The following is a 25,056-nucleotide window of genomic DNA, read 5'->3' as shown; positions in this document are numbered from 1 at the left end:
TGGAGGTTATCGCATGCGTATTCGGTTGGATCGGTTTCCACAAGGCGTGACGAAAGCAGTAACATTGAGCTATGATGATGGGAAGGCGCACGACCGTAGGTTAGTGCATATACTGAATGAACACGGACTGAAGGCCTCTTTCCATTTGAATAGCGGTTTTTTTGGAAAAGAAGGCTATATTTCGGCGTCTGAAGTTAAGTCTCTTTTTCACGGTCATGAAGTGTCCGCCCACACGGTGGATCATCCGTTTCTGGAGCAGTCTCCTTCCGATCAAATCGTACGTGAGTTATCTATGGATAGGGAAGCGTTGGAAACGCTTGTCGGCTATCCCGTACGTGGAATGAGCTATCCATTCGGTTCTTACTCAGAACGTGTTCTTAGTCATCTTCCAGGACTAGGAATTGAATATGCAAGAACAACCGCCAGCCATGGTGGTTTCCATATGCCAAGTGATTTCCTGCAATGGCATCCAACTTGTCACCATAAGCAAATGCTGGAGCAGGCGGATGCTTTCCTCGCCTTGCAGCAACGGTTTTCCCGTATGGCTTTGCTGTATGTTTGGGGGCATAGCTACGAGTTCGAGGATGACAACAATTGGGAAATCATGGAACAATTCGGCGCGAAATTCAAAGGCAGAGATGATATCTGGTTCGCTACGAACGCCGAAATTGTTGCCTACATGAAAGCTGTGGAGAGCCTGCGTTTCTCAGCAAATTGTAAGATCATCCACAATCCGTCTGCAGTCTCAGTTTGGCTTAGTGCAGAAGGGGAAACCGTGGAAGTTCCAGCAGGACAAATCGTGCAATTATAATTTTTTTGTAAAATTTTCTCGAAAAAAATGTTTTTATAATGATTTACTAATAATTTCTTAACAACTTTATTTTATATTTAAAGTAACAAAACGTGTAAGTTATCCACAAAAGGAAATTTCAAAATCGGAGGGGATCACATGGCGCAACGATATGAGTTGGAAGAGAAGATTGAAGCACTTCGCAATGAGCTGAATCTTGCTAGTCAAACATATGGCCTATTGTCTGAAACGGTATTGAAACTTTCTATCGATTTGGATCAACTTCTGAACAGGTATTATGATCTATCCCCAAAGCAAATAGCGTAATGAGCAAGCCGAGTTCACACGAATATGTGTGAGTCTCGGTTTTTTTTGTGTCTTATTTTCTGTATTTAAGCGTTTCAACCTGTATGGTATAATTTGTGAGGAAAAGGAGGGGGTTATCACAATGGCAACATGGATCGAGCAGGGCGATATCGTTTTATTCCAAGGTGACAGCATTACAGACGCAGGACGTATTCGCGAGAATGCGAATGATTTGGGGAAAGGCTATGCGCTGATGGCAGCGGCTCAGTTCTCGGCGAAATATCCAGAGAAAGGGGTAACGTTCTTCAATCGCGGAATTTCCGGCAACCGTGTACCTGATCTTCAGGAGCGCTGGCAGCAGGATTGTTTGGATTTAAAGCCTAAGGTTGTATCGATTTATATTGGTATTAATGATACATGGCGCAGATTTGACCGAAATGACGCTACCTCGACTGAGAAGTTCAGAGAGGGATACCGTCAATTGCTGGACACGACAGCTAATACAGGCGCTAAGCTGTTGCTGATTGAGCCATTTGTTCTTCCAGTACCGGAAGATCGCAAGCTGTGGCGTGAAGATTTGGATCCGAAAATTACTGTGGTTCGTGAATTGGCAAGAGAGTTCGGAGCCAAATTACTATGCTTGGATGGCTTGTTTGCACAAGCTTCTACGCAAGCTGACAGCGCTTTCTGGGCACCTGACGGCGTACATCCTTCACCAGCAGGGCATGCATTAATTGCAAATGCTTGGTTGAAGGTTGTCGGTGCAACAGATTAAGGAGGTTCAAATGAATCATCGAAACTTGTTGAAAGCCTTGCAGGAGGCGGAGTCTAATCATGGCCAGCTTTTTCAGGAAGCGAAGCAAATCATCCATCGAGGTCATTTGCATACAGATAGTGCCATCTTATCTACGATTTATAACGAGGTAACACCACTTGTACAGGAATTTGCTGCGAGACCGATTGCAGCCTTACCATTCACAGAATATGACCTTTACCGTGCGAAGGGTTCACGGATTGAATTTGAAGCAAGCTATTTTGATCGTCGCCGCCGTTTGGCCGCATTGGTTGTCGCGTCGTTGAAAGATGGCGTTCACACGTATCGTTCGGACATCGAGAATACAATTTGGGCTATTTGCGATGAGTACACATGGTGTTTACCTGCGCATTTAATGAATCATGATGCAGCCACCCAAGGCGAAGAATATAAACATATTGATTTATTTGCCTCCGAGACCGCGCATGCGCTGAGTGAAACATGTTTCCTGCTCCGGGATCAACTAGATGGACAAGTGGTTCGGAGAGCTGAGCGTGAGATTATGCGGCGAGTGCTTGAACCGTACATGAGTGTGAAGCGGGCATATTGGTGGGAGACTTGCGACATCAATTGGTCTGCGGTATGTGCGGGTAGTATCGGCATGACGGCGATTTACACCCTGCCTGATTCCAAAATGCTTTTCCCCATTCTACAACGTGTTATTAGTTCCATGGATTGCTTTCTGGAAGGCTTCTCAGAGGAAGGCGCTTGTTTGGAAGGCTTGGGGTATTGGTATTATGGCTTTGGGTATTATGTGTATTTCTCAGAATTGCTTAAGCAGCGTACGGGCGGTCAATTCGATTTGCTGCAAACGAGTGAGAAAGCGCGCAAAGTCGCTCAGTTCCCTCAGAGCTGTTTTTTACAAGGCAACCATATTGCCAATTTCTCAGATTGCTCCAGGCAAAATGGCATTCAAGTCGGTATTTTCAGTCGATTGTGCGAGCAGTTTGCCGACATTCGAATACCAACGCTCGAGAATCAACCTCCAACCGTAGATCATTGCGGTCGATTCGCTGGGGCCGTTCGCAATGTCGTCTGGCTGAATGAAGCACTGCTGGGGGAAAGAGAAGGATTGGCGCAACGTACGGATTTCTTGCCAGAAGCACAATGGATGGTCAGCCGTTCGCAGGTCGGGTCGAAGCTCATTAGCTTCGCCGCCAAAGGCGGGCACAATGATGAGCCGCACAATCACAATGATCTCGGCCATTTCATCTGGGTCGTTGATGGGGTCAGGTGGTTTGAGGATTTGGGAGCAGGTTTGTACACGAAGCAATACTTCGGTGAGGAACGCTATAATATTTTATGTAATAGTTCAGCAGGACACAGTGTACCTATGCTGAATGGTCATCATCAAGTTGAGGGCGTACACCATCGGGCGCAAGTGCTCGACGTTGAGCGTGCCATGGCTTACGATCGTCTGACGCTTGAGTTGCGCGGTGCGTACGAGATGCCTGCACTTCAAGGACTGGAGCGAGAGTTTTACGTGGATAAAATGCAAGGGACATTGACGCTCACCGACGAATTCGTATTCAACGAAACAGGTGTAACGGTTACGGAGCGATTCGTTACCCAGCATAAGCCAGTCCTTGTTCGAAGCGGAGAAATTAGGCTCGAAGCGCACGCGAATGAGCAATTTGTGCGCTATGATGGCGAACAATGGAGCGCATCGATCCATGAAGCGGAGCATTTCAACCATGAGGGCCATACAGAAACAGTCTACCTGATCGATTTAACCGCAACTGCGCAAGCAACGGAGATGCGTGTAGTCGTCACGATTGGCCCCCAGTAAAAGATTCACTCATTTAACCACAAGCCATATTGCTGCCGATATTGCAGCGGAGTCAGGCCTGTCTTCGCTTTAAACAAGCGCGAGAAATAATTCGCATTGTCGATGCCAAGCTCGTATGAGATTTGAGAGATGGCTTTCACGGTGGAGGCGAGCTGCTTCTTGGCTTGTTCAATCTTGATATGATGGACAAAATGAAGAGGAGCTTGCCCTGTTTGCTTTATAAATAATTTGCGAACATGGGATTCACTGAGCTGTACGAGCTCAGCAAGCTCCTTCATTTCTGGCATCCGATTCGGATGCGCATGGAGGTAATGGATGATCATATGAATCCTTTTATCGAGCTGGGAATATGCCCCGCTAGTGTCATCGGTAATTCCCTTGCGCAGCAGTTCATATAGAATCCGAAGCAAGCATGATTGCTGCAGCAGATAGACGAACGGCGCCGTATCACGTGCATGCCCAAGCATCTCCGTCAGAATCGATTGAATCGGAATCGAGTCCCCTTCTAAGAGAAGCGGGACATTTAGCAGTTGTGCCCAACTTTGATGGCTAACGAAAGATATATGGGCATCAAAGTTGATGCTGACCAGCTTAATCTGATCAGAGATCGCGTGAGACGAAATGACGCAATCTCCAGGCAAAATCAGAATGTGCCCTTCTTTACAGCGAAAGGATACTTGATTGATCTCCAGCTGGAAGCTTCCTTGTTGCACGAACCACAAGACGGAATGTCGCAGTGTGCGCTGGCTTTGCTGCCACCGATAGTCCAATTCATAGTGGGTGATATGAAGAAAGCGAACGGCCAACGCTTCAATTAAGAGTTGAAATGAATTCACTATGCGCGACCTCCTTTCACTGCGACAAGTCTTGTCTTTTCACTTATTTTAGCATGTAAATACAGACTAGACGAGGCGAATTGCTTTAAGCCTGCGGCACGATCCCTTTAATGTCCTCATTGCGCTTCCACGTATCCTCCCCACTTACGAGATAGGTCCGAATGCGGGTTGTATCGCCGCCCCATTGCTCAATCTGAAATTTAACTTCAGGCGTCGTGTACCGTACAGAGAACGCAACACGCGGAATATTTGAGGTATTATTTTCAGACCCATGAAAGGTTGCTTCGTTAAAAAAGGCCATTTGGCCAGGTGACATTTCCAAGTCAATCGCTTTGGATTCGTCAATCGACTCAGGTGGCAACCCTTGCTCGAAGGCGCTGGCGTCTGTTCCCGTTGAGACATGTTCCACGATCGATTTGTGCGTACCTGGGATGACGCGCAAGCAGCCGTTCTCGCGGATGGACCAGCCCAAGCTTACCCATGCCGTTGCATTGATTGCGGGCTCCATCGGCCAATAGTTGATGTCCTGGTGCCAAGGGATGAACTTATCGTTATTCGGTTCCTTGTACCAGAAATGCATAGCCCACAGAACCAAATTGTCGCCAAGGATTTGCTTCATGGCAGCGACAATACTTGGATGCGTAGCTAACGTATAGGCCCAATGATGACGCTGATGCCAGGCGGATAAGTTCATTTTGGTAGGGCCAGGCTCGTATTTATTTTGTTCAATGGTATCGAAAAATAGGTTGTAGTACCGATCAGATTCTTCCAGCGTCAGACCTTGCGTCGGGCCGCTAAAGCCTTCTTCAACGTATTGCGAGTGAGAGAATGGGTTTCCTTTGGTAATCATGAGATTGACCTCCTGTGGCACTCTGCCAGTATTGGTTGCTGATTTTATTGTAAATCTTTGAAGCAGTTGGAATAAGGGAGTAAAACGATTATGCATAGCACAAAACGCTCATTTAGCTAAGGGGGTGCTTAGAGGAAGAAGGGGAAATGTGAGATTATGTCGAATGTACTAGTATAGTCAATGGCGGGCAAATATTTTGCACAATCGACAAAGGAGTCCTCCCATGCCAATTCCTGCGGAACCACAACTCGATTTGAATTTACTACACCACATGCTGGATGAAATTGAAGACTCTATTTATATCATGCAAGTCCATGGTACGGAAATTACCTATTATTTCGTCAATGTTGCTGCTACCCGATTCAGCGGTATAACGATGAACCGTGTTGGGAAATCATTCTATGATGTTCATTCGATCAAGATGGCGAATTATTTATATAACAAGTATGCGCGAGTTGTACATGAAGGCCGGACGATTCGGTATGAGGATGGATTCGTGATGCCGAACGGCATGGTAAGCGGAGAAAGTATCCTGACACCGATTCGAGATGAGCATGGCAACATTACGCATATTTTTACGATTACACGCGATATTACGGAACGTAAACAACATGAAACGACCCTATACAATTATGCATATCAGGACGATCTTAGCAATTTGTATAACCGCAGATATCTCTTGGAATATGTCACGGAGCCTTCGACGATCTACTTGCTGGACCTCGATTTCTTCAAAAATATTAATGATACATTCGGTCATCAGGCTGGCGATAAGGTACTCGTTGAGGTGGCTTGCCGCTTAATTGAAATTTTCGGAGAAAGTCGCTATGCGTTGATTCGACTAGGCGGAGATGAATTCGTCGTTGTCGATTCCGAGGCAAATGACAACATTCAAGAAGTTGCGGATCAGCTCATTGGTCTCTTCCAAGAGCCGTTTCTTGTGAATGAGCACACATTAAGAGTGAGTGTGAGCATCGGTGTCGCCCAACGCAAGCAAGATGAAAACATTCAGCTGTTGTTGAAACATGCTGACATTGCGCTGTACAGGGCCAAGGGTGCTGGCCGGAAAAGCTTTCATCTCTATGAAGCTACCTCCCGCTACGATCATGTGGAAAACTTCATGAATGAGCTAGCTCTATCCAAAGCGATTGAGAAAAACGAATTACAATTGCATTATCAATTGATTTATAACCCAAGCGCAGACGAAGTCGTCGGTGCAGAAGCGCTTCTTCGCTGGCAGCATGGGCAAACGTTTAAAATGGAACCGTCGGAATTCATCCCTGTTGCGGAAGAAACTGGACTCATTGTGCCCATCGGTTATTGGGTCATTCGGCAAGCCTGCAGAGATTGGCACCATCTGGTGAATGAGTATGGCTCCTCATTTAAAATCTCGGTGAACATCTCACGCATTCAGCTTAATGAAGAGAGCTTTGTTGCGCGTGTGTTGGCGATCTTACGGGCGGAAGGTGTACAACCTACCGCGATGGAGTTGGAAGTGACGGAGAGTACGACGCTGCATTCACTTCAGGAAGTACAACTAAATCTCGCCAAGCTGCGCGAGGCAGGGTTTACGATTGCGTTGGATGATTTTGGGACGGGATATTCCTCCTTAAGCATGCTGACCCAACTCCCGATCGATAAGCTCAAAATCGACAGGAGCTTTATTAGCGAAGGCAATCTACCATTGATCTCTGCGATTCTGGCCATGGCGAATGCTTTGCAGCTCACGGTTGTCGCGGAAGGTGTTGAAACGCGGGAACAATTTCACTTGATGTCGGAAATGCAGTGCTGGGGCATTCAAGGGTACTATCTGAACGTGCCCATGCCGTATATGGAACTGCCAACGCTGGCCGAAATTTCATTTAAATAGCGGGCAAATGATGTCGTCATACATGAACATGTATGGCGGCTTTTTCGTAGGATTTGTTGTCACTACTGGGATTGGGGTGGTAAAATAATGACAGCGTTTTCAATTATTGACCGCCCAGCGGGGAGGTCAAACATCCCCAGAGAAGGAGTTCCGAATGACGATAAGCCAAATCATGGAACAACACAAAACGTACTATTATACTGGCGCAACGCGAGGTCTCGATTTCCGCCTAACACAGCTTAAAAAGCTGCGACAAGCGATCATTGAGCATGAAAAGGAAATTATACAAGCGCTGCGCATGGACCTGAATAAAGGAGAGAAGGAAGCGTACGCGTTTGAGATCGGCATCGTGTATCAAGAAATTTCACACGCCATCAAGCATCTCAAGGGTTGGATGAAGCCGAAGAAAGTGAAATCTCCGCAAACGCATACTGGCAGCCGCAGCTATATTATCCCAGAACCGCTAGGCACGGCCCTGATCATTGCGCCATGGAACTATCCGTTTATGCTGGCGATTGATCCGCTCGTTGGTGCAATTGCGGCAGGCAATACGGTCGTGCTGAAACCCTCGGAACTGGCGCCAGCCGTATCAAGTGAGTTAAGCAATCTGCTGCGCAAAACGTTCGATCCGCAATACGTGGCCGTAGTGGAAGGCGGCTTGGAAGAGAGTCGAATGCTGCTGGAGCAGCCGTTTGACAAGATCTTTTTTACAGGAAGCGTAGCGGTTGGAAAAGTAGTGATGGAGGCAGCAGCAAAGCGGCTCACTCGCGTCACACTGGAGCTTGGCGGCAAGAGCCCGTGTATCGTCCATCACGATGCGCAAGTGAAACTTGCTGCGCAGCGTATTGCTTTCGGCAAATTCTCCAACGCAGGTCAGACCTGCGTCGCCCCAGATTATGTGCTCGTGCATCGCAGTGTGAAAGACAAGCTGCTGGATGAGCTTAAGCGAACTGTTGTTTCTTTCTATGGGGAAAAGCCGCTGAACGACCCCGATTATGGCAAAATCGTTTCCCGCCGTCATTACGAGCGATTGCGCGCGTTTTTACAGGATGGAACGATCGCTTTCGGAGGGGCGTCAGATGATCAGAAGCTGCAGATCGAACCGACGGTACTTGACCAGATCACATGGGCGATGCCCGTCATGCAGGAGGAGATTTTCGGACCTATTCTTCCTGTGCTGACCTATGACAGCCTGGATGACGTCGTCACGATGGTGAATGCCCGGCCGAAGCCATTGGCGTTCTATGTGTTTTCGGAAGATAAAAAGGTGCAGGACACTTTGTTGGAGCGCGTTCCGTTCGGCGGCGGCTGTGTGAATGATACGTTGATGCATTTTGGTTCCTCGCATTTGCCTGTCGGCGGTGTCGGTGAGAGTGGAATGGGGAGCTACCATGGTGAGATGAGCTTTCAGGTGTTCTCGCATATGAAAAGTATTCTGAAGATGACGACGAGGTTCGATCTCCCTTTTCGCTATCCGTCTAGTAAAATCGGGTTGAAAATTATTCGCATGTTGACGAAGCCCTAGAGAACGGCTCATTAGGAAGAGGGAATTCTCATGACAGGAACCTATGCGTACTATAAACAACTATTCAAGGATGTTCCGAAACCATTTGCATTCGTCGATTTGGATATGCTTGACGCGAATATCAAGGCAATTGCGAAGGAAGCTGGCAGGAAAAAGGTGCGGGTGGCGAGCAAATCGGTTCGCTGCCCCGAGGTGCTTCGTCGTATTTTAGCAGCAGATGATGTGTATCAGGGGATTATGTGTTACACGGCGTCCGAGGCTGCCTTTTTGGTGCGACAAGGATTTGATGATTTGCTGCTGGGCTATCCGCAATGGCATGCAGAGGCGTTGTTGGAAGTTTTTTCACTGCTCCGTGAAGGCAAAACAATTACGTGCATGGTCGATTGTATGGAGCATCTGGATCAGATCGAGGGGCTTGCAGCCGAGATGCAGGTTGTCGTGCCACTTTGTATCGATATCGATATGTCGACCGACTTTCCAGGGCTGCATTTTGGTGTGTATCGATCGCCGTTGACACGCTGGGAGCAGGTACGCCCACTAGCTGAGCGTATTGCGATGGCCAAATGGCTGCGACTCGCCGGCATCATGGGCTACGAAGCACAAATTGCCGGCGTTGGCGATCAGGTGCCTGGGCACGCGGCGTGGTTCTTCTATCGCTAGCGGCGAGTGCGCTGCTCTTGATTGGACTTGCGGTGGGCATGCTGCAGTGGATATTCATTAGCTTGCTCGCCGTGTGCGGCGGCTTTCTTCTGCTTGCGGATTTGCCTGTGATGCTCTCTATGGCAGAAGCCAGATCGGAGCCGAATTCCGTCGGAGCTGTTACAGGATTGCTTCTTCTGTTCGGCAATTTGGGAGGCATCGTGCTCTCCCTTATTGTGCAGTTGCTATTAAGTAACCGACTCGTAGCCATTGGTGTGTTAGCTATGGTTGCCATTCTGATTGTCCCCGCGGCATGGCTTTTACGCACACCGCCACCGCATAGGCATCCTAAATCAATGTAACAAACAAGCTGGTTCTGGTGCATATCCAGAGACAGCTTGTTTTTGCATTAAGAGGGGATTATGTTAAAATTACAACGGTTAATTCAGCGGGGAGGTTGCATATGAAAGCTTTAATTTTTAATCAATTCGGTGGTCCAGACGTGCTTCACTATGCAGAGATTCCCGATCCTGTCGTTGGAGAGGAACAGCTTCTTGTCCGCATGAAAGCGATCGGTTTAAATTTTGCTGACGTGTATCGCCGTAAAGGCAATTATCATTTGGCTGGCCAACCGCCGTACATTTTGGGGTATGAAGGGGCTGGTGTCGTGGAGTCAGTGCCTGCGCATGTCACCCATATTCAGGTAGGCGATCGGGTTGCCTTTGCGGATGTGCCGTTTGCTAACGCGGAATTAGTTGCACTTCCCTTGGATCGGGCGATTCCTCTGCCTGCAGACATTTCGTTTGAGCAAGCGGCAAGCGTTCTGCTGCAAGGCATGACGGCGCATTACTTAGTAAATGACAGCTATCCCGTGAAAGCTGGAGATGACGTTCTAGTCCATGCCGCGGCAGGCGGAGTCGGTCAGATTTTGATCCAATTGTGCAAAAGAAAAGGGGCTAACGTCATCGGTTTGACGTCATCCCAGGCCAAAAAACAAGCTGCGCTTGAAGCAGGAGCGGATGCGGTGTTCCTCTATCAAGATGATTGGGTTCAACAAACGATCCAATGGACGCAAGGGAACAAGGGCGTAAATGTAGCCTATGATTCCGTCGGCTCAACCCTGATGGACAGCTTCGCAGCTGTGCGAATCGCAGGTACGGTTGTCTTCTATGGCATGGCAGGCGGCGACCCAGCTCCCGTAGATCCGCGAATGCTGATGGATACGTCCAAAACATTAACAGGCGGCGACCTCTGGAATCATGTCACAAGCCTTGACAATCGGATCGAGCGCGCACAGGATTTGTTCGCAGCTTTGCGAGATGGCAGTCTGCGTATGGAGGCTATTCAAACTTTTGATTTAAAGGACGGCGCGAGAGCGCATCAATTCCTGGAGAGCAGGCAAAGTATTGGTAAAATTTTGTTAATTCCTTAAGCGTGAAGCGGTGGAGCATGGATGGTTTCCGTGATTGCCGCTTTTTTGCTTGCGGCTCATTTTGAATATATAGTCCATGGGGATGCCTATTCTAGGTATTCACCCTCCGCCCAAAGCGTGCTACCTTTAAGTAGTCGATATGAATAAGGAGGCGTGAAACAAAATGAGTTTGAATAAAATAAGAATTGGTGTTATCGGTGCTGGATCCATTTCGGACATGCATTTTGCGTCTTATACGAAACAAGACAACGCTGAAATCGTGGCGGTGTGTGACCTTAATCAGGAACGAGCAGCTGGGAAAGCGGAGACATATAAGATCCCTAACGTTTATACCGATTATAAAGAGTTATTGGCTAATCCAGAGGTGGATGCGGTCAGTATTTGTACATGGAATAATACCCATGCGGAGATCAGTATTGCTGCGTTATATGCAGGTAAGCACGTGCTTGTGGAGAAGCCGCTATGTAAATCTGTGGAGGAAGCACAGCGTATTCAAGACGCGGTTCGTGAGACGGGTAAAATTTTGCAAGTAGGATTTGTAAGAAGATACGATACGAATGCCCAGCTTGTGAAGCATTTCATCGATCATGGCCAATTAGGTGAGATTTATTACGCCAAAGCGTCCTGCTTGCGTCGTTTAGGTAACCCTGGCGGTTGGTTCTCAGATGTTGAACGTTCAGGCGGCGGTCCGTTAATTGATATCGGCGTCCATGTCATTGATGTGTGCTGGTATTTGATGGGTAGACCTAAACCAGTTGCGGTTAGCGGTCATACGTACAACAAGCTGGGGAATCGCTCCAATGTGCAAAATCTTTCTTTTTACAAAGCTGCCGATTATGATGCCGAACGCAATACGGTCGAAGACTTGGCGAATGTATTGATTCGTTTCGAGAATGGTGCTTCCCTCATGGTGGACGTCAGTTTCACGCTGCATGCCAAGAAGGATGAAATCGTTGTCAAGTTGTATGGTGACAAAGGCGGCGTTGAGCTAGAGCCAGAAATTGTTTTCGTTACCGAAGTTTTGGACACGATTACGAATGTGACACCGCAAGTGAATAAAAAATCGATTGACATCCATGGCGCTTTTCAAAATGAAATCAATCACTTCGTCTCCTGTTGTCAAACTGGTGAAACGCCTATCAGTCCTGTTGAGGATGGCCTCGAGATGATGAAAATTCTTTGCGGGATTTATGAATCAGCCGCGAAGGGACAAGAAATCAGATTATAGACCTATAGCAGGCAAAAAGGAGAATGACCTATGAAACTTGGCGTTAGCACATATAGCTTGTTTCAAGCCTTGAAATCTGGCGAGATGACGATCATGGATGTCATCGATTGGATTGCAGATCACGGTGGCGAACATGTGGAGATTGTCCCAATGGGATATGATTTACGGGGTAACTTTGAGCTTGCGGATGCGATCCGCGAAAAAGCGAAAGCAAGAGGATTGGATATCTCTAACTACGCCATCGGCGCTAATTTCTTGACGGAAACCGAGGAGGCGTATCTCCAAGAGATTGAGCGTGTCAAAGGTGAAGTCGATCTCGCAGCCCGATTAGGTGTGAAAAAAATGCGTCATGACGTAGCTCGCAGTGAGGACCTGTCGATTCGTAATTTCAATGCCAATTTGGGTCGACTTGCAGATGCATGCCGCCAAATTGCCGATTATGCCAGTCAATATGGGATTGTGACCAGTGTCGAGAATCATGGCTATTTTGTGCAGCATAGCGAACGTGTACAAGCGCTGATTCACGCGGTTGATCGGGACAATTTCAAAACAACGCTGGATGTGGGTAATTTCTTATGCGTGGATGAGGATTCCGTTGCAGCGGTGACGAACAATTTACCTTTTGCTTCAATCATTCATGTAAAAGATTTCTATGTTCGACCGTCCTGCCAAAATCCAGGCGAAAGCTGGTTCAAGTCTTCCCATGGAAACTATTTGCGCGGTGCGATTGTTGGTCATGGTGATATCGATATGCGAGAAGTGCTGCGTGTGGTCAAAAGCTCGGGCTATGACGGCTACATCTCCTTGGAATTCGAAGGAATGGAAGAGTGTAAGAAGGGGACGTTGATTGGTTTGCAGAATATTAGAAGAATATGGGATGAATTGAATTAACATAAATCGGATGGCTCAATAGAAGGAGTGTTAATCGAATGCTCATAAATCCAATTGGTATTATGGTAGATAGCTTGCGACTTGGCCTACATGAAGGTTTGAAGAAATCGAAAGAACTCGGTGCAGACGGCGTACAAATTTATGCCGTTTCCGGTGAGATGGATCCGGCTAACTTATCTCCGCAGGCGCGGAAGGACTTAAAGAATTATATCGCTTCGCTGGATCTGCAAATTTCTGCATTGTGCGGGGATTTGGGCGGTCACGGCTTCCAGGATGCCAGCGTAAATCCCGTGAAAATCGAGAAGTCCAAGCGGATTCTGGACCTTGCAGTGGAGCTGGGTACTACCGTTGTCACAACGCACATTGGTGTTGTTCCAGCTGATCGGAATGATCCGATTTATGAAACGATGCTGGAAGCTTGTGAAGAGCTAGGGGTTTATGCGAACAGCTTGGGCGCTTATTTTGCCGTAGAAACAGGTCCAGAAACGTCTGCGCATCTGAAAAGCTTCCTCGATAACCTGTCCACCAAAGGTGTCTCGGTGAACTTCGATCCAGCCAACATGGTGATGGTCACTGGCGATGATCCGGTTCAAGGTGTTTACACCTTGAAGGATTACATCGTACATACGCACGTGAAGGACGGCATTCGCCTTCGTCAAGTCGACCCTCGCCAAGTCTACGGTTCGCTTGGCTACAAGCCGATGACGCACGAGGGGATCGCGGCCGAAGCGACTTCTGGCGACACGTATCGTGAATTGGCCCTAGGCGAAGGCCATGTGGATTTCGGCCGTTACTTTGCAGCGCTGCAGGACATTGGCTACAAAGGCTATCTGACGATTGAGCGCGAGGTTGGCGAGCAGCCGGAGAAAGACATTGCAAGCGCGATTGCTTTTATTAAAAAATTTAAGTAAGGGTAAGCTACTCCGTCCGAATGGATGGGGTAGCTTTTTTACTTCGTATAAGGCAACCGAAACACCTCGGGTGTTTGGCCAACTGACTTGCGGAACGACGAGATGAAATGGGAGGCGTCCAAGAATCCCGTTGCTTCGGCAATTTGTTTGACGGTGAAATCTCGGTGAGCGATCAACATTTCCTTGGATTTCTGGATGCGAAGCTGCAGTAAGTATTGGTATGGTGAGAGGCCGAAGGCACGGCGGAAGAGGGTATTCACATGCTGTGGAGATACACCGAGCTGTTCGGCCATCCAGCCAAGCCCAACGTAATCCTCCGCATAGCACAGCTCCAGCTCAAGTAGTAACGGAAGCAGACGTTCATGGCTTTGCGAGAAGGAGGCGCTTTTATTCACGATGCCATGTTTCTTCAATAGTGTCAGAAACTGATAGATTTCCAAGGAACCGTTCGTGCCTGTGAAATCGTGACTGTCGTTATATTTGTCATAGTAAACCTCATGCAAGCGTGCAAGGGGTGTATCGGCGCCCCAACTGATCAAGGTCGATAGCGGTATCTCTAAGGCGTGGACGATGGAAGCTGCCAAAGCGCCATCGAACGTCAGATACCAGGTTGACCAAGGCGCGTCAGGTACACGATACTCATGGGGAACACCGCTGGCAAGCAGCATGCCTTGATGCTCTTGGAGCTTGACAGGGCCACTGTCCAAAATAATTTCACCAGAGCCCTGAATGGTTTGCAGCCAATGGAAACAGGGGTATCCTTCTTCCCGTTTATAATAATCCTGTGCGTACTCAAAACCGATCGTTTCTAAGATCAGTGGAAGCTTGCGGTCCGTCTCGGTGATGACAAAAAATTTACGGTAATCCGTTACCATTCGCGTGATCCATCTCTTTCATTTTTTAATATGCGAAGCGCTGTATCTCATATTTTAAAATAAAACGCTGTCTTGTACAATGAGGGAAGTTAGTTCATTCACCCCATTTGACAATAAAGCGAGGAATCACCTACATGGCGAATAAATTCGTATACACAGCTCCTGAAAACGGATACCCTGAATGGAATAATAACCCACAGATTTATCAACTGAATCGTCAACCGGCCCATGCGACGCTGATGCCTTATCATACGGAAGAGGAAGCAATAGCTGGTGTGCGTGAGGCCTCTCCATTTTACCAAAATTTGAATGGCACCTGGAAATTCCATTGGGCTGAAAATGCGGAGGGACGTCCGCAAGATTTCTACCGCACCGACTATGATAGCTCGAATTGGGCCGACATTGCCGTGCCTTCTCATTGGCAGCTGCAAGGCTACGATTACCCGCAATATACGAACATCATCTATCCGTGGGTGGGGCATGAGGATCTGAAGCCTCCTTTTGCACCTGTCAAATATAATCCCGTTGGTTCCTATACCCGCAGTTTTTCCATTCCTGAGGGCTGGAGCGGGCAACCGGTGTACATCTCTTTTCAAGGTGTGGAATCGGCTTTTTATGTGTGGGTAAACGGCGATTTGGTCGGTTTCAGCCAAGATTCATTTACGCCTGCGGATTTTGATCTTACTCCGTATCTCGTTGAAGGTGAAAATAAACTTGCAGTTGAAGTATACCGCTGGAGCGATGCGAGTTGGTTGGAGGATCAGGACTTTTGGCGATTGAGCGGCATTTTCCGCGATGTGTATCTGTACACGACGCCTAACGCGCATATTGCGGATTTCAAAGTCACGACGAACCTGGATGCGAAATGCGTAGACGCTGAGCTTCTCATTCAAGCAACCGTCACGAATTATGATCAACTAAGCCAGGGCAACCATCAAGTCGAAGCGATGTTGTATGATCATGAAGGGCAAGCACTTTGGGCAGAACCGCTGCTTAAGAGCATCGATGTAAGCGGCACTGGGCAGCAAGTCGTAGACTTGTCTGCACACATCGAACGTCCATCCAAATGGAGTGCGGAAAAACCTTATCTCTATACACTCGTCCTTCGTTTACGCAATGAAACAGGTGAGTTGCTTGAAACCGAAAGCTGCAAAGTAGGCTTCCGTAAGTTCGAAATTGAAGATGGATTAATGAAAATCAATGGCGAAATCATCGTGTTCAAAGGCGTGAATCGCCATGAATTCGATCGCGACCGCGGGCGCTCTGTCGAAGAGGAGAGCATGCTTGCGGACATTTTGCTCATGAAACAATATAACATCAACGCAGTGCGTACTTCGCATTACCCGAATCATCCGCGTTGGTATGAGCTTTGCGATCAGTATGGACTCTATGTCATAGATGAAACGAACTTGGAAACGCATGGTTCCTGGAGCTACTTGCAGGAGGAAGAAGGAGACACAGTTCCTGGAAGTAAACCAGAGTGGAAAGGAGCTGTACTCGATCGTGCGAATTCCATGCTGCAAAGGGATAAAAATCATCCATCCATCGTCATCTGGTCGCTAGGTAACGAGTCCTTCGGTGGAGATAACTTCTTGCACATGCATGATTTTCTGCGTGAAGCTGATCCTACGCGCATCGTGCATTACGAGGGGGTCTTCCATTGGCGCGCTTCAGATCGTGCTTCCGATATCGAGAGCCACATGTACTCCAAAATCGAGAAAATCGAAGAATACGCAAAGAGCAAACCGAAAAAGCCATTCATTCTATGTGAATACAGCCATGCGATGGGGAATTCCTGCGGGAATTTGTTTAAATATTGGGAGCTATTCGATCAATATCCGATTCTGCAAGGCGGTTTTATTTGGGACTGGATTGATCAATCGATCCGTACGACTACACCAGACGGCATTTCCTATCATGCATACGGCGGTGATTTCGGCGACTCGCCGAATGATGGCAATTTCTGCGGGAATGGACTTATTTTCGCCGATCGTTCCGTATCACCGAAGCTCATTGAAGTGAAGAAATGCTATCAGAACGTGAAGATCACCTCCGTTGATCCTGCAAAAGGACGCATGAAAGTGACGAATCAATTCCTGTTCACTAACCTGAACGAATTTGACTGGACATGGAGCATCGCGCGAAACGGGGAAACGGTGGAAGGTACGGTAAAACAAGCGTCATTCGCGGTTGCGCCTGGTGAAACAGTCGAGATTGAGCTGCCGCTCACGGCCGTCGAGAATCAATTACCGAGTGATGAGTTCGTGCTGACACTCAGCTTGGTTCTGAAGGATGATACGTTATGGGGGCAAAAGGGGCACGAAATCGCATGGGAACAGTTCCTCCTCCCAACTGCGAAGCAAATGGCCGTACGCAATTGGGCCGTGGAGCAAGAATCTGCTGCAGCTCTTTCCACAGAGGCAGCCCTTCAAGTACTGACAAGTTCAGACGCCATTCAAGTGAAAGGGGAGCGATTCGCGCTATCATTTGATGCAGCTACTGGGGATCTTACATCGTATGTGTATGAAGGCTTGGAGCTGTTCCGAACAGGCCCAGTCCCTAACTTTTGGCGTGCCTATACAGATAATGACCGCGGCAATGGGCATCACATCCGTTGTGCGCCTTGGCAAGAGGCAGGAAGCGGCCGCAGGCTGATCACCTTGAATGCTAAACAGCTGGACGCTGGATGCGCTGAAGTTCGTGTGCTCTTCGAGCTTGCTACACAGCCGGTATCAGAAGTACAGTTCGTCTACACAGTATCAACCAACGGTGAGGTTGAGGTGAACATGCAGTTGACCCCTGGTGATAAGCTGCCTGAGATCCCAGAAGTAGGCGTGATGATCGAGTTGGATGCTTCCTTCGAGAACTTGGCTTGGTATGGCCGCGGCCCACACGAAAACCATTGGGATCGTAACACAGGCGCGAAGTTAGCGCTGCATAGCGGAACTGTGGCGGAGCAATTCGTTCCGTATTTGCGCCCGCAAGAATGCGGAAATAAGACAGATGTCCGCTTTGCGACATTAACGAACGCAGCGGGACGCGGGCTTCATATCGCCGGCTTGCCGACGGTTGAAGTCAATGCACTTCCGTATTCGCCATCTGAACTGGAAGCGCACGATCATCCTTATAAGCTCCCTGTGAGCGACAAAGTTGTCCTTCGCGTCAATTACAAGCAAATGGGCGTTGGCGGCGATGACAGCTGGGGCGCGAGAACACATCCAGAGTTCACGTTGTTCGCAAACCGAACGTATGCGTATGCTTTTACATTTAAAGGGATTTAGGCGTGGTCAGGATACGCGATGTAAAAAGCACCCCGAGGGGTGCTTTTTACCGTTGAATAGGTGTCAGAGTGTGCCTGATGAGGTTTGACCTGATCGGATCGGGATGATAAGTTTAAGTTGATCAAACAAACAGCATGGAGTTAACGATCAGCGGGTTACAGAAGAAAGGTGGATATACACATGACAACACATACAAATAAACCGATCATCGGACTCATCGGAACAGGCGTTATGGGAAAAAGCATGGCAGGCCATTTAATCAACGCAGGTTACGAGGTTCATGTATATACACGAACACAATCGAAAGCGCAGGATCTGTTGGAACGCGGCGCGAAGTGGCAGGCTTCCCCAGGGGATTTGGCGGCAGAGTGTCAAATTATCATGACCATGGTTGGCTTTCCTAGCGATGTAGAAGAAGTATATTTTGGTGAAAATGGCATTCTCGCACGTGCGCAAGCGGGCAGTTATCTCATCGATTTTACGACGTCGAGCCCATCTCTTGCCAAACTCATTTACAAAGAGGGTCTCGCTCGGCAGCTTTTTGCGTTGGATGCACCTGTATCTGGCGGCGATATTGGCGCAAGAGAAGCGCGATTGTCCATCATGGTTGGTGGCTCGCACGAAGTGTTCAATGAGATGCTGCCTATTTTCAAGCTGATGGGTACAAATATTGTGCATCAAGGCGCCGCAGGAGCTGGCCAGCATACGAAAATGTGCAATCAAATAGCGATTGCCAGCAATATGATGGGCGTTGTTGAAGCGCTCGTTTACGCGAAGAAAGCAGGTTTAAACCCATCTACAGTACTTCAAAGCATTGAGACTGGCGCTGCGGGCAGCTGGTCCTTGAGTAATTTAGGACCGCGCATGATTGCGGATAACTTTGCGCCAGGCTTCTATGTGAAACATTTTATAAAAGATATGAAAATTGCCTTGCAGTCCGCTGAGGAGATGCAGGTGGACCTTCCTGGTTTGAAGCTAGCTAAATCGCTATACGAACAACTGGCAGCTATGGGAGAAGAGGAAAGCGGCACCCAAGCTTTGTATAAGTTGATTAATAAATAAACTGTCGCATCAAAGCGGGAGGATGACATATGAAGATCGTGATTGCACCGGATTCGTTCAAAGGAAGCCTAAGCTCTGAAGCGGCAGCTAGGGCAATTCAAGAGGGCATTTTACGTGCGCTGCCAGACGCCGAAATCGTTCTAATCCCCATCGCTGATGGGGGTGAGGGTACCGTGGACAGCCTCGTCCAAGCGACCCAAGGCAAGAAAGTAGCCGTAACGGTGCAAGGTCCGTTGCAAGAACCTGTCACGGCATCCTATGGCGTGTTGGGGAATGGCACGACCTGTGTTATCGAAATGGCGCAAGCGTCGGGACTGATGCTTGTTCCAGCAGCGCAACGGAATCCGCTGATCACGACGACGTATGGCACAGGGCAATTGATCAAGCATGCGCTGGATCAAGGTTATCGTGACTTTATCCTTGCGCTGGGCGGCAGCGCAACGAATGATGGAGGCGCTGGCATGCTGCAAGCACTGGGCTTGCAGCTCCAAGATGCGGAAGGACGGGAGTTGGCCCCTGGCGGACAAGCCCTTGCGCAGCTCGCGCAGATCGATGCTTCCCAGTGGGACGCCCGTATCCAAGAGGCCCACTTCCTTTTAGCTTCTGATGTAACGAACCCCTTTATCGGCCCGCATGGCGCATCCGCGGTATTTGGACCGCAGAAGGGTGCGACGCCTGAGATGGTTGCGCTGCTCGATCAGGCACTCGCCCATTGGGCAGACCTCATAGAAGCGCATACGGGGAAAGCAGTACACGACATGCCGGGAGCAGGTGCAGCGGGAGGTCTTGGCGGTGCGTTTCAAGCTTTTTTCCCATCGCGTACAAGGCGAGGGGTCGATGTGATGATCGAGTTGACGAAGCTGGTGGAGCAATTGGATGGAGCTTCGCTAGTCATTACTGGTGAAGGGCAGACCGACGGCCAAACTGCTTCAGGTAAAACGCCGATGGGGATCGCGCAAGCGGCGAAGCTCAAGGGGATTCCTTGCATCGTCTTGTCAGGATCACTTGGCAAAGGAATCGAAAAGCTCTATGAGCATGGCGTAACCAGCATTCATAGCATAGTGAATGCACCGATGAGCCTGCAAGAGGCGATGAGCCGCACAGCGGAACTATTAGCCCAAAAGGCAGAGCAAGTAATGCTTACATTTTTAGCAGGGAAAAGGAAGGAGGAATAGAAGTTGTCAACGAATCAGCCAACGGAACTGGAGCTTGTGCTGCCACGAGGTGTAGCCAATCCTGCTAGACGTGCGTTAGCAAACGCGGGCATTACAACGATCGAAGATTTGACCCAAATATCGGAGAAAGACCTCTTGAAGCTTCATGGCATGGGGCCCAAAGCGGTAAGGATCATGGGTGAGGAGCTTGCCGCTCGCGGCATGTCCTTCCGAACAAGTTCTTGATCTACAAAGATGTGGTATAAATCAAAGACCCTCGTCATACATAAGGTTATCATTATGAATAAAGGAGCAAGCCTATGACATTGGCAGCCCAATTTTATGTAGCGACAACCGGGAATGATGATCACGATGGGAGTAAAGAAGCGCCGTTCTTAACGATTACAAAGGCACAGGTGGCGGTTCGCGATTTCATTCGTAACGGGATGAATGGCGATGTCACCGTATTTGTGTACGGCGGTACCTATTATGTAACGCATACTTGGAAATTGGATGAGCGAGATTCAGGCAGAGATGGTTATCGTGTCTCCTACCAGAATGTACCTGGCGAAGTAGTAAACATCATTGGCGGCAGGGTTGTTACGAACTGGGAGCCGTACCAATTGGATAAGTGGCGCGCATACGTTGGACAAGGAAACAGTTTTCAAACGATGTATGCCGATGGCGAACGGATTGTCAAAGCTAGACTTCCAGCAACTGGGTATTTCCAAACTGACGGGGAGCCAGCATCCTCTAATCAAGAAGGCATCCAATACCGTGCTGGGGATATTCCAAATGGATGTGACTTATCGCAAGCACAAGTGTTCATTTGGCCTGGAAAAGGGGAATGGAACTGGTTCTCGGAACTGCGCAAGCTGAAGTCTCATGATGATGCGGCGAGATATATGCAATTTCAGCGTTCCTCGATATGGGGGATTGGTGAAGGGTCACGCTATTTTATCCAGGGATCCATCGATTTTTTACAAGCACCAGGGCAATTTCACTTGGACGAAGTAGAAGGATGGCTCTATTACCAACCGAAAATGGGTTCACCGTTACAGCAAGAGATTATTGTACCAACGGTCACTAGGCTGATTGAAATGAGAGGCAACGCTCATGATGAGCCTATTCAGCATCTCTTATTTCAGGGACTCCGTTTCTCATGCACAGATTTCTGGCCGGAGTATCAGATGATTCAGGAAAATGAAGGCTTAAGCAACGTGGAGCGGGATGAACATCGGGAAGGTTTGTTTTACTTGAATTACGCGGCGGATATTGAAATCAAGGATTGCGAGATCCTAAATTCAGGCAGCTCCGGTATTTTCATGGATCAGCATACGCTAAACATCCAGATCATCGGTAATCTCATCGAACATATGGGTTATATTGGCATCTGCGCATCAGGTTATTCACCACTGCAAGGCTCATTTACCTCTCCCACAGAGGCTTACACGAACAAAGAACATCAAATAACGAACAATAGGATTCGTCATGGCGGCGAGCTGATTGGACATGGTTGCGGGATTATGCTCTATCAAAGCGGAAATAACGAAATCACGCATAATCTGATTTCGCATATGCCGCGTTATGGCATTTCGCTGAAAGGCTTACGCCACAAGGTCATGCCAGAAAGCTGCTATGGCATTCCAGTAACATGGGATAATCATTGGGATTTCCTTCATACAAGGAATAATCGGATTGCGTATAATGATATTTCTAATGTCATGATGGATAGCCAAGATGGCGGAATGATAGAGTCATGGGGCGTAGGAGCTCACAACACCATTCATGGTAACCGCTTACACGACAGCGGCATTCATTTTTCCTTTGGTTTTGGGATTTATTTGGATGATGCTTCCGACTATTTTACGGTAACACAGAATGTGTTAACGCGACTCTACAGCACTGGGGATGGGAAACTTTGGATGCTTATTTTCTCCAAGGGGATAGGCAACCTCATTCAAGGGAATTTGCTTGTCGACAACCCTGATGCCATATCCGCAATTGGTACACAAGAGATGGCTGGCGAGGAGAATAAGGATGTTACTGTAAAAGGCAACATCATTTATAATTCCGGCTACTTGTACTATTTCGTTAACTGGCGTGATGATAAATTTGCAGAAGCCGACTACAATCTCTACTGGCAGGTTCAGGACCAAGGCATGTGTCATGTTGCCGGTCAACTACCGTTACCATCTGCGCAAGCAGATTTGCTTGGTCGTTATGTGTATAACTTGCAAGCCTGGCAAACCTTGCTGGGAGGGAAGTTCGATGCGCATACCCGCATAGCGGATCCATTGTTTATTCAGTCAGGGGATGGGAAGATGCGCCTTCATCCAAATTCACCCGCCTACACACTCGGATGGGTGGACATCGATGAAAACCGAATAGGACCACAGTAACATCATCGTTCTAAGAGGAGGCTTGGTACTTATGAAAGGATTTGGGTTCTATAAATCTAAGAAATATTTGCAGCGCGTACTGAGCTCGATCATGTTATCGATGGTTATCGTCCTCTTAGCCTCATCATTTGCTAATACATATCTCCTGGAGAATTCCGTGAAAAGAATTCAAGAGGACTCCAATCTCAAAATTCTTACGCAAATGCAATACAACTTCTCCTACATGAATGAAATCATCACACACTTATCGTATTTCGTCTTTAAGGATAACCTGCTCATCCCGCTTATGTATGATGAATCCTTACCTAAGATGGATTTAATTCGTAGTTACCAACGCATGTCGAGCATCTTGGAAAGCTCATCATTTCTGCATTCCATGGTCGTCTATAACTATTCCCAAAATGAGATTTACGGTACGACGAGCAACTTCTTATTGGATGGCGGCGTAACGAAAAAGAAAATCTCAGATTGGCTTCTCGACCCCTCCGTGTCTCATGAAACCTCCCGACTCATCCCAGTAAGTCTTGATCGCGAAGACGGTGAAATTGATGCTTTTGCATTCGTCGTAACCAATTCCTTAAAACCTTTCACTCGCAATGAATCAGCCATCATTTTGTATATCAAGTCAGACTGGGTGTTCGATAGTTTAAAGAAAATGAATGATACGGGCAGTCGCTCTCAAGGCGATATCCTAATGTCCGATCAGGGAGGGCGATTATACTCATCTCGGAAATTGGATGAATACGCGAGTAAGTCGACGCAGGAGAGGATACACAGCTATATCGAAGCTCATAAACTTGCAACCAGCGAACCTTCTGGATTCGTCATTGGCAATTTCGAGCATCAGAAAAGCATGATTACGTATATGGCTGACCCTATACCGAATTGGACGATTCTCTATGTACAGTCGTACGACAAGTTGATGGCCGTCGTTACCCAGACACGAACGAAGTCGCTGATTGTTTCTGGAGCTATGTTGCTCATTGCAATCGGGATTTCACTGTGGCTATCCTATAAGTTGTATCATCCAATTGAGGATATGCTGCAACGGATTCGGTTTCAGCATCCCAGAGAAGGAAACACGCGACAAACCGAGGACGATGAGCTTCATGCGATGAGTGAGGAGTATTCGAAATTGTCTCATACCCTTCATGAAATTAGTTCGGAGCACATCGTGAATAAATATTACATCCGTAAATTTATGACGGATGGGCAGATGTTCTCTCATCACGATATGATCAGTTTGATCAAGAAGCATCGATTAAACATCGCTTATCCTGCTGAGATCCTTGTTTGCGTACTCCGATTAGATCATTTTCAGTCTTACGCCAGTCATACTGCCCTTCCATTGAAGAAAATGCATAGCTTTGCCATCACCAATATTGCACAGGAAATGATGTCCCAGCTGCATCCTTGTGAAACGGTGGAAGTATGGGGGGATCATGTTGTACTCATTGTCTCATTGAATGAAACAGGTGTAACAGACTCTTATCAAGAGATACGTCCAGTTCTGCAGGACATTCAGAATACGATTGAGGCTTTTTATGGTTTGAGTCTATCCTGTGGGATTAGTGACCGCATTTCACAGCTGACACAGTTGTCAGCGGGCTACACGCAAGCGTATCAGAATAGCTTGTACTCCGTTATTTTCGGCTATAAGTCCATCATTTCGAGTGAACAAGTTCAAGTGAATAATGCCAATAAACGAGTTTCCATTCCTGAAACCATTGAGAGGAAATTGGCCGAGAGCTTGAAGAAGGGCATGATGACGGAGGCGGGGGTAGAGCTGGAGAAGGCATTCTCCTTGTTCGCCACGTACCATTATCATGATATTCAACGCGCTGTCACGAATTTAGCCTGGGTGATCCAGTATACGGTCGCTGAAATTATGGAGAATCGTGTCACGAAAATGAGTTTCAACGTGGACTACATTCATCATATTCCACAAGAGAAAGAAACACTTGAGGAAATGTACGTATCCTTGCTGGCGCTTTGTACACAAATTTGTGACGGACAGAAGCCATCCAACGTGGAGCGGAATGACATGATCCTGGAAACAGTCAAAGAACTTATCCATCAGAAATTTGCCGATTTCAATTTAAGCCAACAATCCATCGCCTCGACGGTCAAGCTTTCTTCCGCGTATTTGGGCAGATTGTTCAAAGATAGTTACCAATGCACGATTACCGAATATATGAATGAGGTTCGTTTACAGCATGCCCAGTTTTTACTTGAGAATGGGGATCATGCCGTCTTAGATATTATGGAAAAGTGTGGTTATACGAATCCAAGTTATTTCTTCCGCCTTTTTAAAGGCAAATTCGGGAGTACCCCGAAGGAATACCGCATGAAGAAATCCATTTCATAATTTGGAGAAATGGTTTAGCCAGCCGCCAATTCT

General features: G+C 47.7%; 21 protein-coding genes. 18 read left to right on the top strand and 3 right to left on the bottom strand.

The features are described 5' to 3' along the window. Positions 1–13: 13 nt before the first annotated feature. From MJB10_RS16205 to MJB10_RS16190, 4 genes are all read left to right on the top strand, one after another. Positions 14–811, top strand: coding sequence for a polysaccharide deacetylase family protein (locus MJB10_RS16205; protein ID WP_314796282.1), 798 nt, complete (start codon positions 14–16; stop codon positions 809–811). Between the two features lie 138 nt (positions 812–949). Then, complete coding sequence (locus MJB10_RS16200; protein ID WP_314796280.1) at positions 950–1,117, top strand: aspartyl-phosphate phosphatase Spo0E family protein; 168 nt, start codon at positions 950–952, stop codon at positions 1,115–1,117. Positions 1,118–1,238: 121 nt separating this feature from the next. Further along, a complete protein-coding gene (locus tag MJB10_RS16195; protein WP_314796277.1) occupies positions 1,239–1,871 on the top strand; it encodes an SGNH/GDSL hydrolase family protein in 633 nt (210 codons plus the stop codon). A gap of 10 nt (positions 1,872–1,881) precedes the next feature. Next, positions 1,882–3,699 (top strand): heparinase II/III domain-containing protein, encoded by a 1,818-nt coding sequence (locus MJB10_RS16190; protein WP_314796275.1) that lies wholly within the window; start codon positions 1,882–1,884, stop codon positions 3,697–3,699. A 5-nt stretch (positions 3,700–3,704) separates the two neighbouring features. Here MJB10_RS16190 and MJB10_RS16185 read toward each other — a convergent pair whose 3' ends face one another. Both MJB10_RS16185 and MJB10_RS16180 read right to left on the bottom strand, forming a co-directional pair. After that, entirely contained in the window at positions 3,705–4,535 is an 831-nt protein-coding gene (locus MJB10_RS16185) for an AraC family transcriptional regulator (protein ID WP_314796273.1), read from the bottom strand. A gap of 85 nt (positions 4,536–4,620) precedes the next feature. Beyond that, positions 4,621–5,385 (bottom strand): phytanoyl-CoA dioxygenase family protein, encoded by a 765-nt coding sequence (locus MJB10_RS16180; RefSeq protein WP_314796272.1) that lies wholly within the window; start codon positions 5,383–5,385, stop codon positions 4,621–4,623. Between the two features lie 223 nt (positions 5,386–5,608). Between MJB10_RS16180 and MJB10_RS16175 the strand changes: the two genes are divergently transcribed. From MJB10_RS16175 to MJB10_RS16140, 8 genes are all read left to right on the top strand, one after another. Then, positions 5,609–7,255 carry a putative bifunctional diguanylate cyclase/phosphodiesterase gene (locus MJB10_RS16175; protein ID WP_314796271.1) on the top strand — a complete coding sequence of 549 codons (1,647 nt, stop codon included), beginning with the start codon at positions 5,609–5,611 and terminating at the stop codon, positions 7,253–7,255. Between the two features lie 154 nt (positions 7,256–7,409). After that, positions 7,410–8,780 carry an aldehyde dehydrogenase gene (locus MJB10_RS16170; protein ID WP_314796269.1) on the top strand — a complete coding sequence of 457 codons (1,371 nt, stop codon included), beginning with the start codon at positions 7,410–7,412 and terminating at the stop codon, positions 8,778–8,780. A gap of 30 nt (positions 8,781–8,810) precedes the next feature. After that, positions 8,811–9,440 carry an alanine racemase gene (locus MJB10_RS16165; protein ID WP_314796267.1) on the top strand — a complete coding sequence of 210 codons (630 nt, stop codon included), beginning with the start codon at positions 8,811–8,813 and terminating at the stop codon, positions 9,438–9,440. Further along, positions 9,422–9,781, top strand: a complete 360-nt coding sequence (locus MJB10_RS16160; RefSeq protein ID WP_314796265.1) for a hypothetical protein — start codon at positions 9,422–9,424, stop codon at positions 9,779–9,781. The genes MJB10_RS16165 and MJB10_RS16160 overlap by 19 nt, the downstream gene beginning before the upstream one ends. A 101-nt stretch (positions 9,782–9,882) precedes the next feature. Further along, a complete protein-coding gene (locus MJB10_RS16155; RefSeq protein WP_314796264.1) occupies positions 9,883–10,851 on the top strand; it encodes a quinone oxidoreductase family protein in 969 nt (322 codons plus the stop codon). A gap of 163 nt (positions 10,852–11,014) precedes the next feature. Beyond that, the gene (locus tag MJB10_RS16150) at positions 11,015–12,079 is read left to right on the top strand and encodes a Gfo/Idh/MocA family protein (protein ID WP_397386537.1); all 1,065 of its coding nucleotides are present in this window, start codon (positions 11,015–11,017) and stop codon (positions 12,077–12,079) included. Positions 12,080–12,109: 30 nt separating this feature from the next. Continuing rightward, positions 12,110–12,970 (top strand): sugar phosphate isomerase/epimerase family protein, encoded by an 861-nt coding sequence (locus MJB10_RS16145; RefSeq protein WP_314796263.1) that lies wholly within the window; start codon positions 12,110–12,112, stop codon positions 12,968–12,970. Positions 12,971–13,008: 38 nt separating this feature from the next. Continuing rightward, positions 13,009–13,881, top strand: a complete 873-nt coding sequence (locus tag MJB10_RS16140; RefSeq protein ID WP_314796261.1) for a sugar phosphate isomerase/epimerase family protein — start codon at positions 13,009–13,011, stop codon at positions 13,879–13,881. A 38-nt stretch (positions 13,882–13,919) separates the two neighbouring features. Here the strand turns inward: MJB10_RS16140 and MJB10_RS16135 are convergent, their stop codons facing one another. After that, positions 13,920–14,756 (bottom strand): AraC family transcriptional regulator, encoded by an 837-nt coding sequence (locus tag MJB10_RS16135; RefSeq protein WP_314796259.1) that lies wholly within the window; start codon positions 14,754–14,756, stop codon positions 13,920–13,922. Between the two features lie 134 nt (positions 14,757–14,890). Between MJB10_RS16135 and MJB10_RS16130 the strand changes: the two genes are divergently transcribed. From MJB10_RS16130 to MJB10_RS16105, 6 genes are all read left to right on the top strand, one after another. Next, on the top strand, positions 14,891–18,037 hold the full coding sequence (locus MJB10_RS16130; RefSeq protein WP_314796258.1) for a glycoside hydrolase family 2 TIM barrel-domain containing protein: 3,147 nt from the start codon (positions 14,891–14,893) through the stop codon (positions 18,035–18,037). 180 nt (positions 18,038–18,217) lie between these two features. Further along, positions 18,218–19,099 carry an NAD(P)-dependent oxidoreductase gene (locus tag MJB10_RS16125; RefSeq protein ID WP_314796256.1) on the top strand — a complete coding sequence of 294 codons (882 nt, stop codon included), beginning with the start codon at positions 18,218–18,220 and terminating at the stop codon, positions 19,097–19,099. Between the two features lie 29 nt (positions 19,100–19,128). After that, positions 19,129–20,274: a glycerate kinase gene (locus MJB10_RS16120; protein ID WP_314796255.1), complete on the top strand. Its 1,146-nt coding sequence runs from the start codon at positions 19,129–19,131 to the stop codon at positions 20,272–20,274. A 3-nt stretch (positions 20,275–20,277) separates the two neighbouring features. Then, positions 20,278–20,499, top strand: coding sequence for a DNA-directed RNA polymerase subunit alpha C-terminal domain-containing protein (locus MJB10_RS16115; RefSeq protein ID WP_314796254.1), 222 nt, complete (start codon positions 20,278–20,280; stop codon positions 20,497–20,499). A gap of 74 nt (positions 20,500–20,573) precedes the next feature. Further along, the gene (locus MJB10_RS16110) at positions 20,574–22,655 is read left to right on the top strand and encodes a right-handed parallel beta-helix repeat-containing protein (protein ID WP_314796252.1); all 2,082 of its coding nucleotides are present in this window, start codon (positions 20,574–20,576) and stop codon (positions 22,653–22,655) included. A 31-nt stretch (positions 22,656–22,686) separates the two neighbouring features. After that, the gene (locus MJB10_RS16105) at positions 22,687–25,023 is read left to right on the top strand and encodes a helix-turn-helix transcriptional regulator (protein ID WP_314796250.1); all 2,337 of its coding nucleotides are present in this window, start codon (positions 22,687–22,689) and stop codon (positions 25,021–25,023) included. Positions 25,024–25,056: the final 33 nt, after the last annotated feature.

This window comes from Paenibacillus sp. MBLB1832, assembly GCF_032271945.1.
GTDB classification, from domain to species: Bacteria; Bacillota; Bacilli; order Paenibacillales; family NBRC-103111; genus Paenibacillus_E; species Paenibacillus_E roseopurpureus.
Note: the sequence above shows the minus strand (reverse complement) of the source record. Positions and strands in the feature narration are given on the sequence as shown.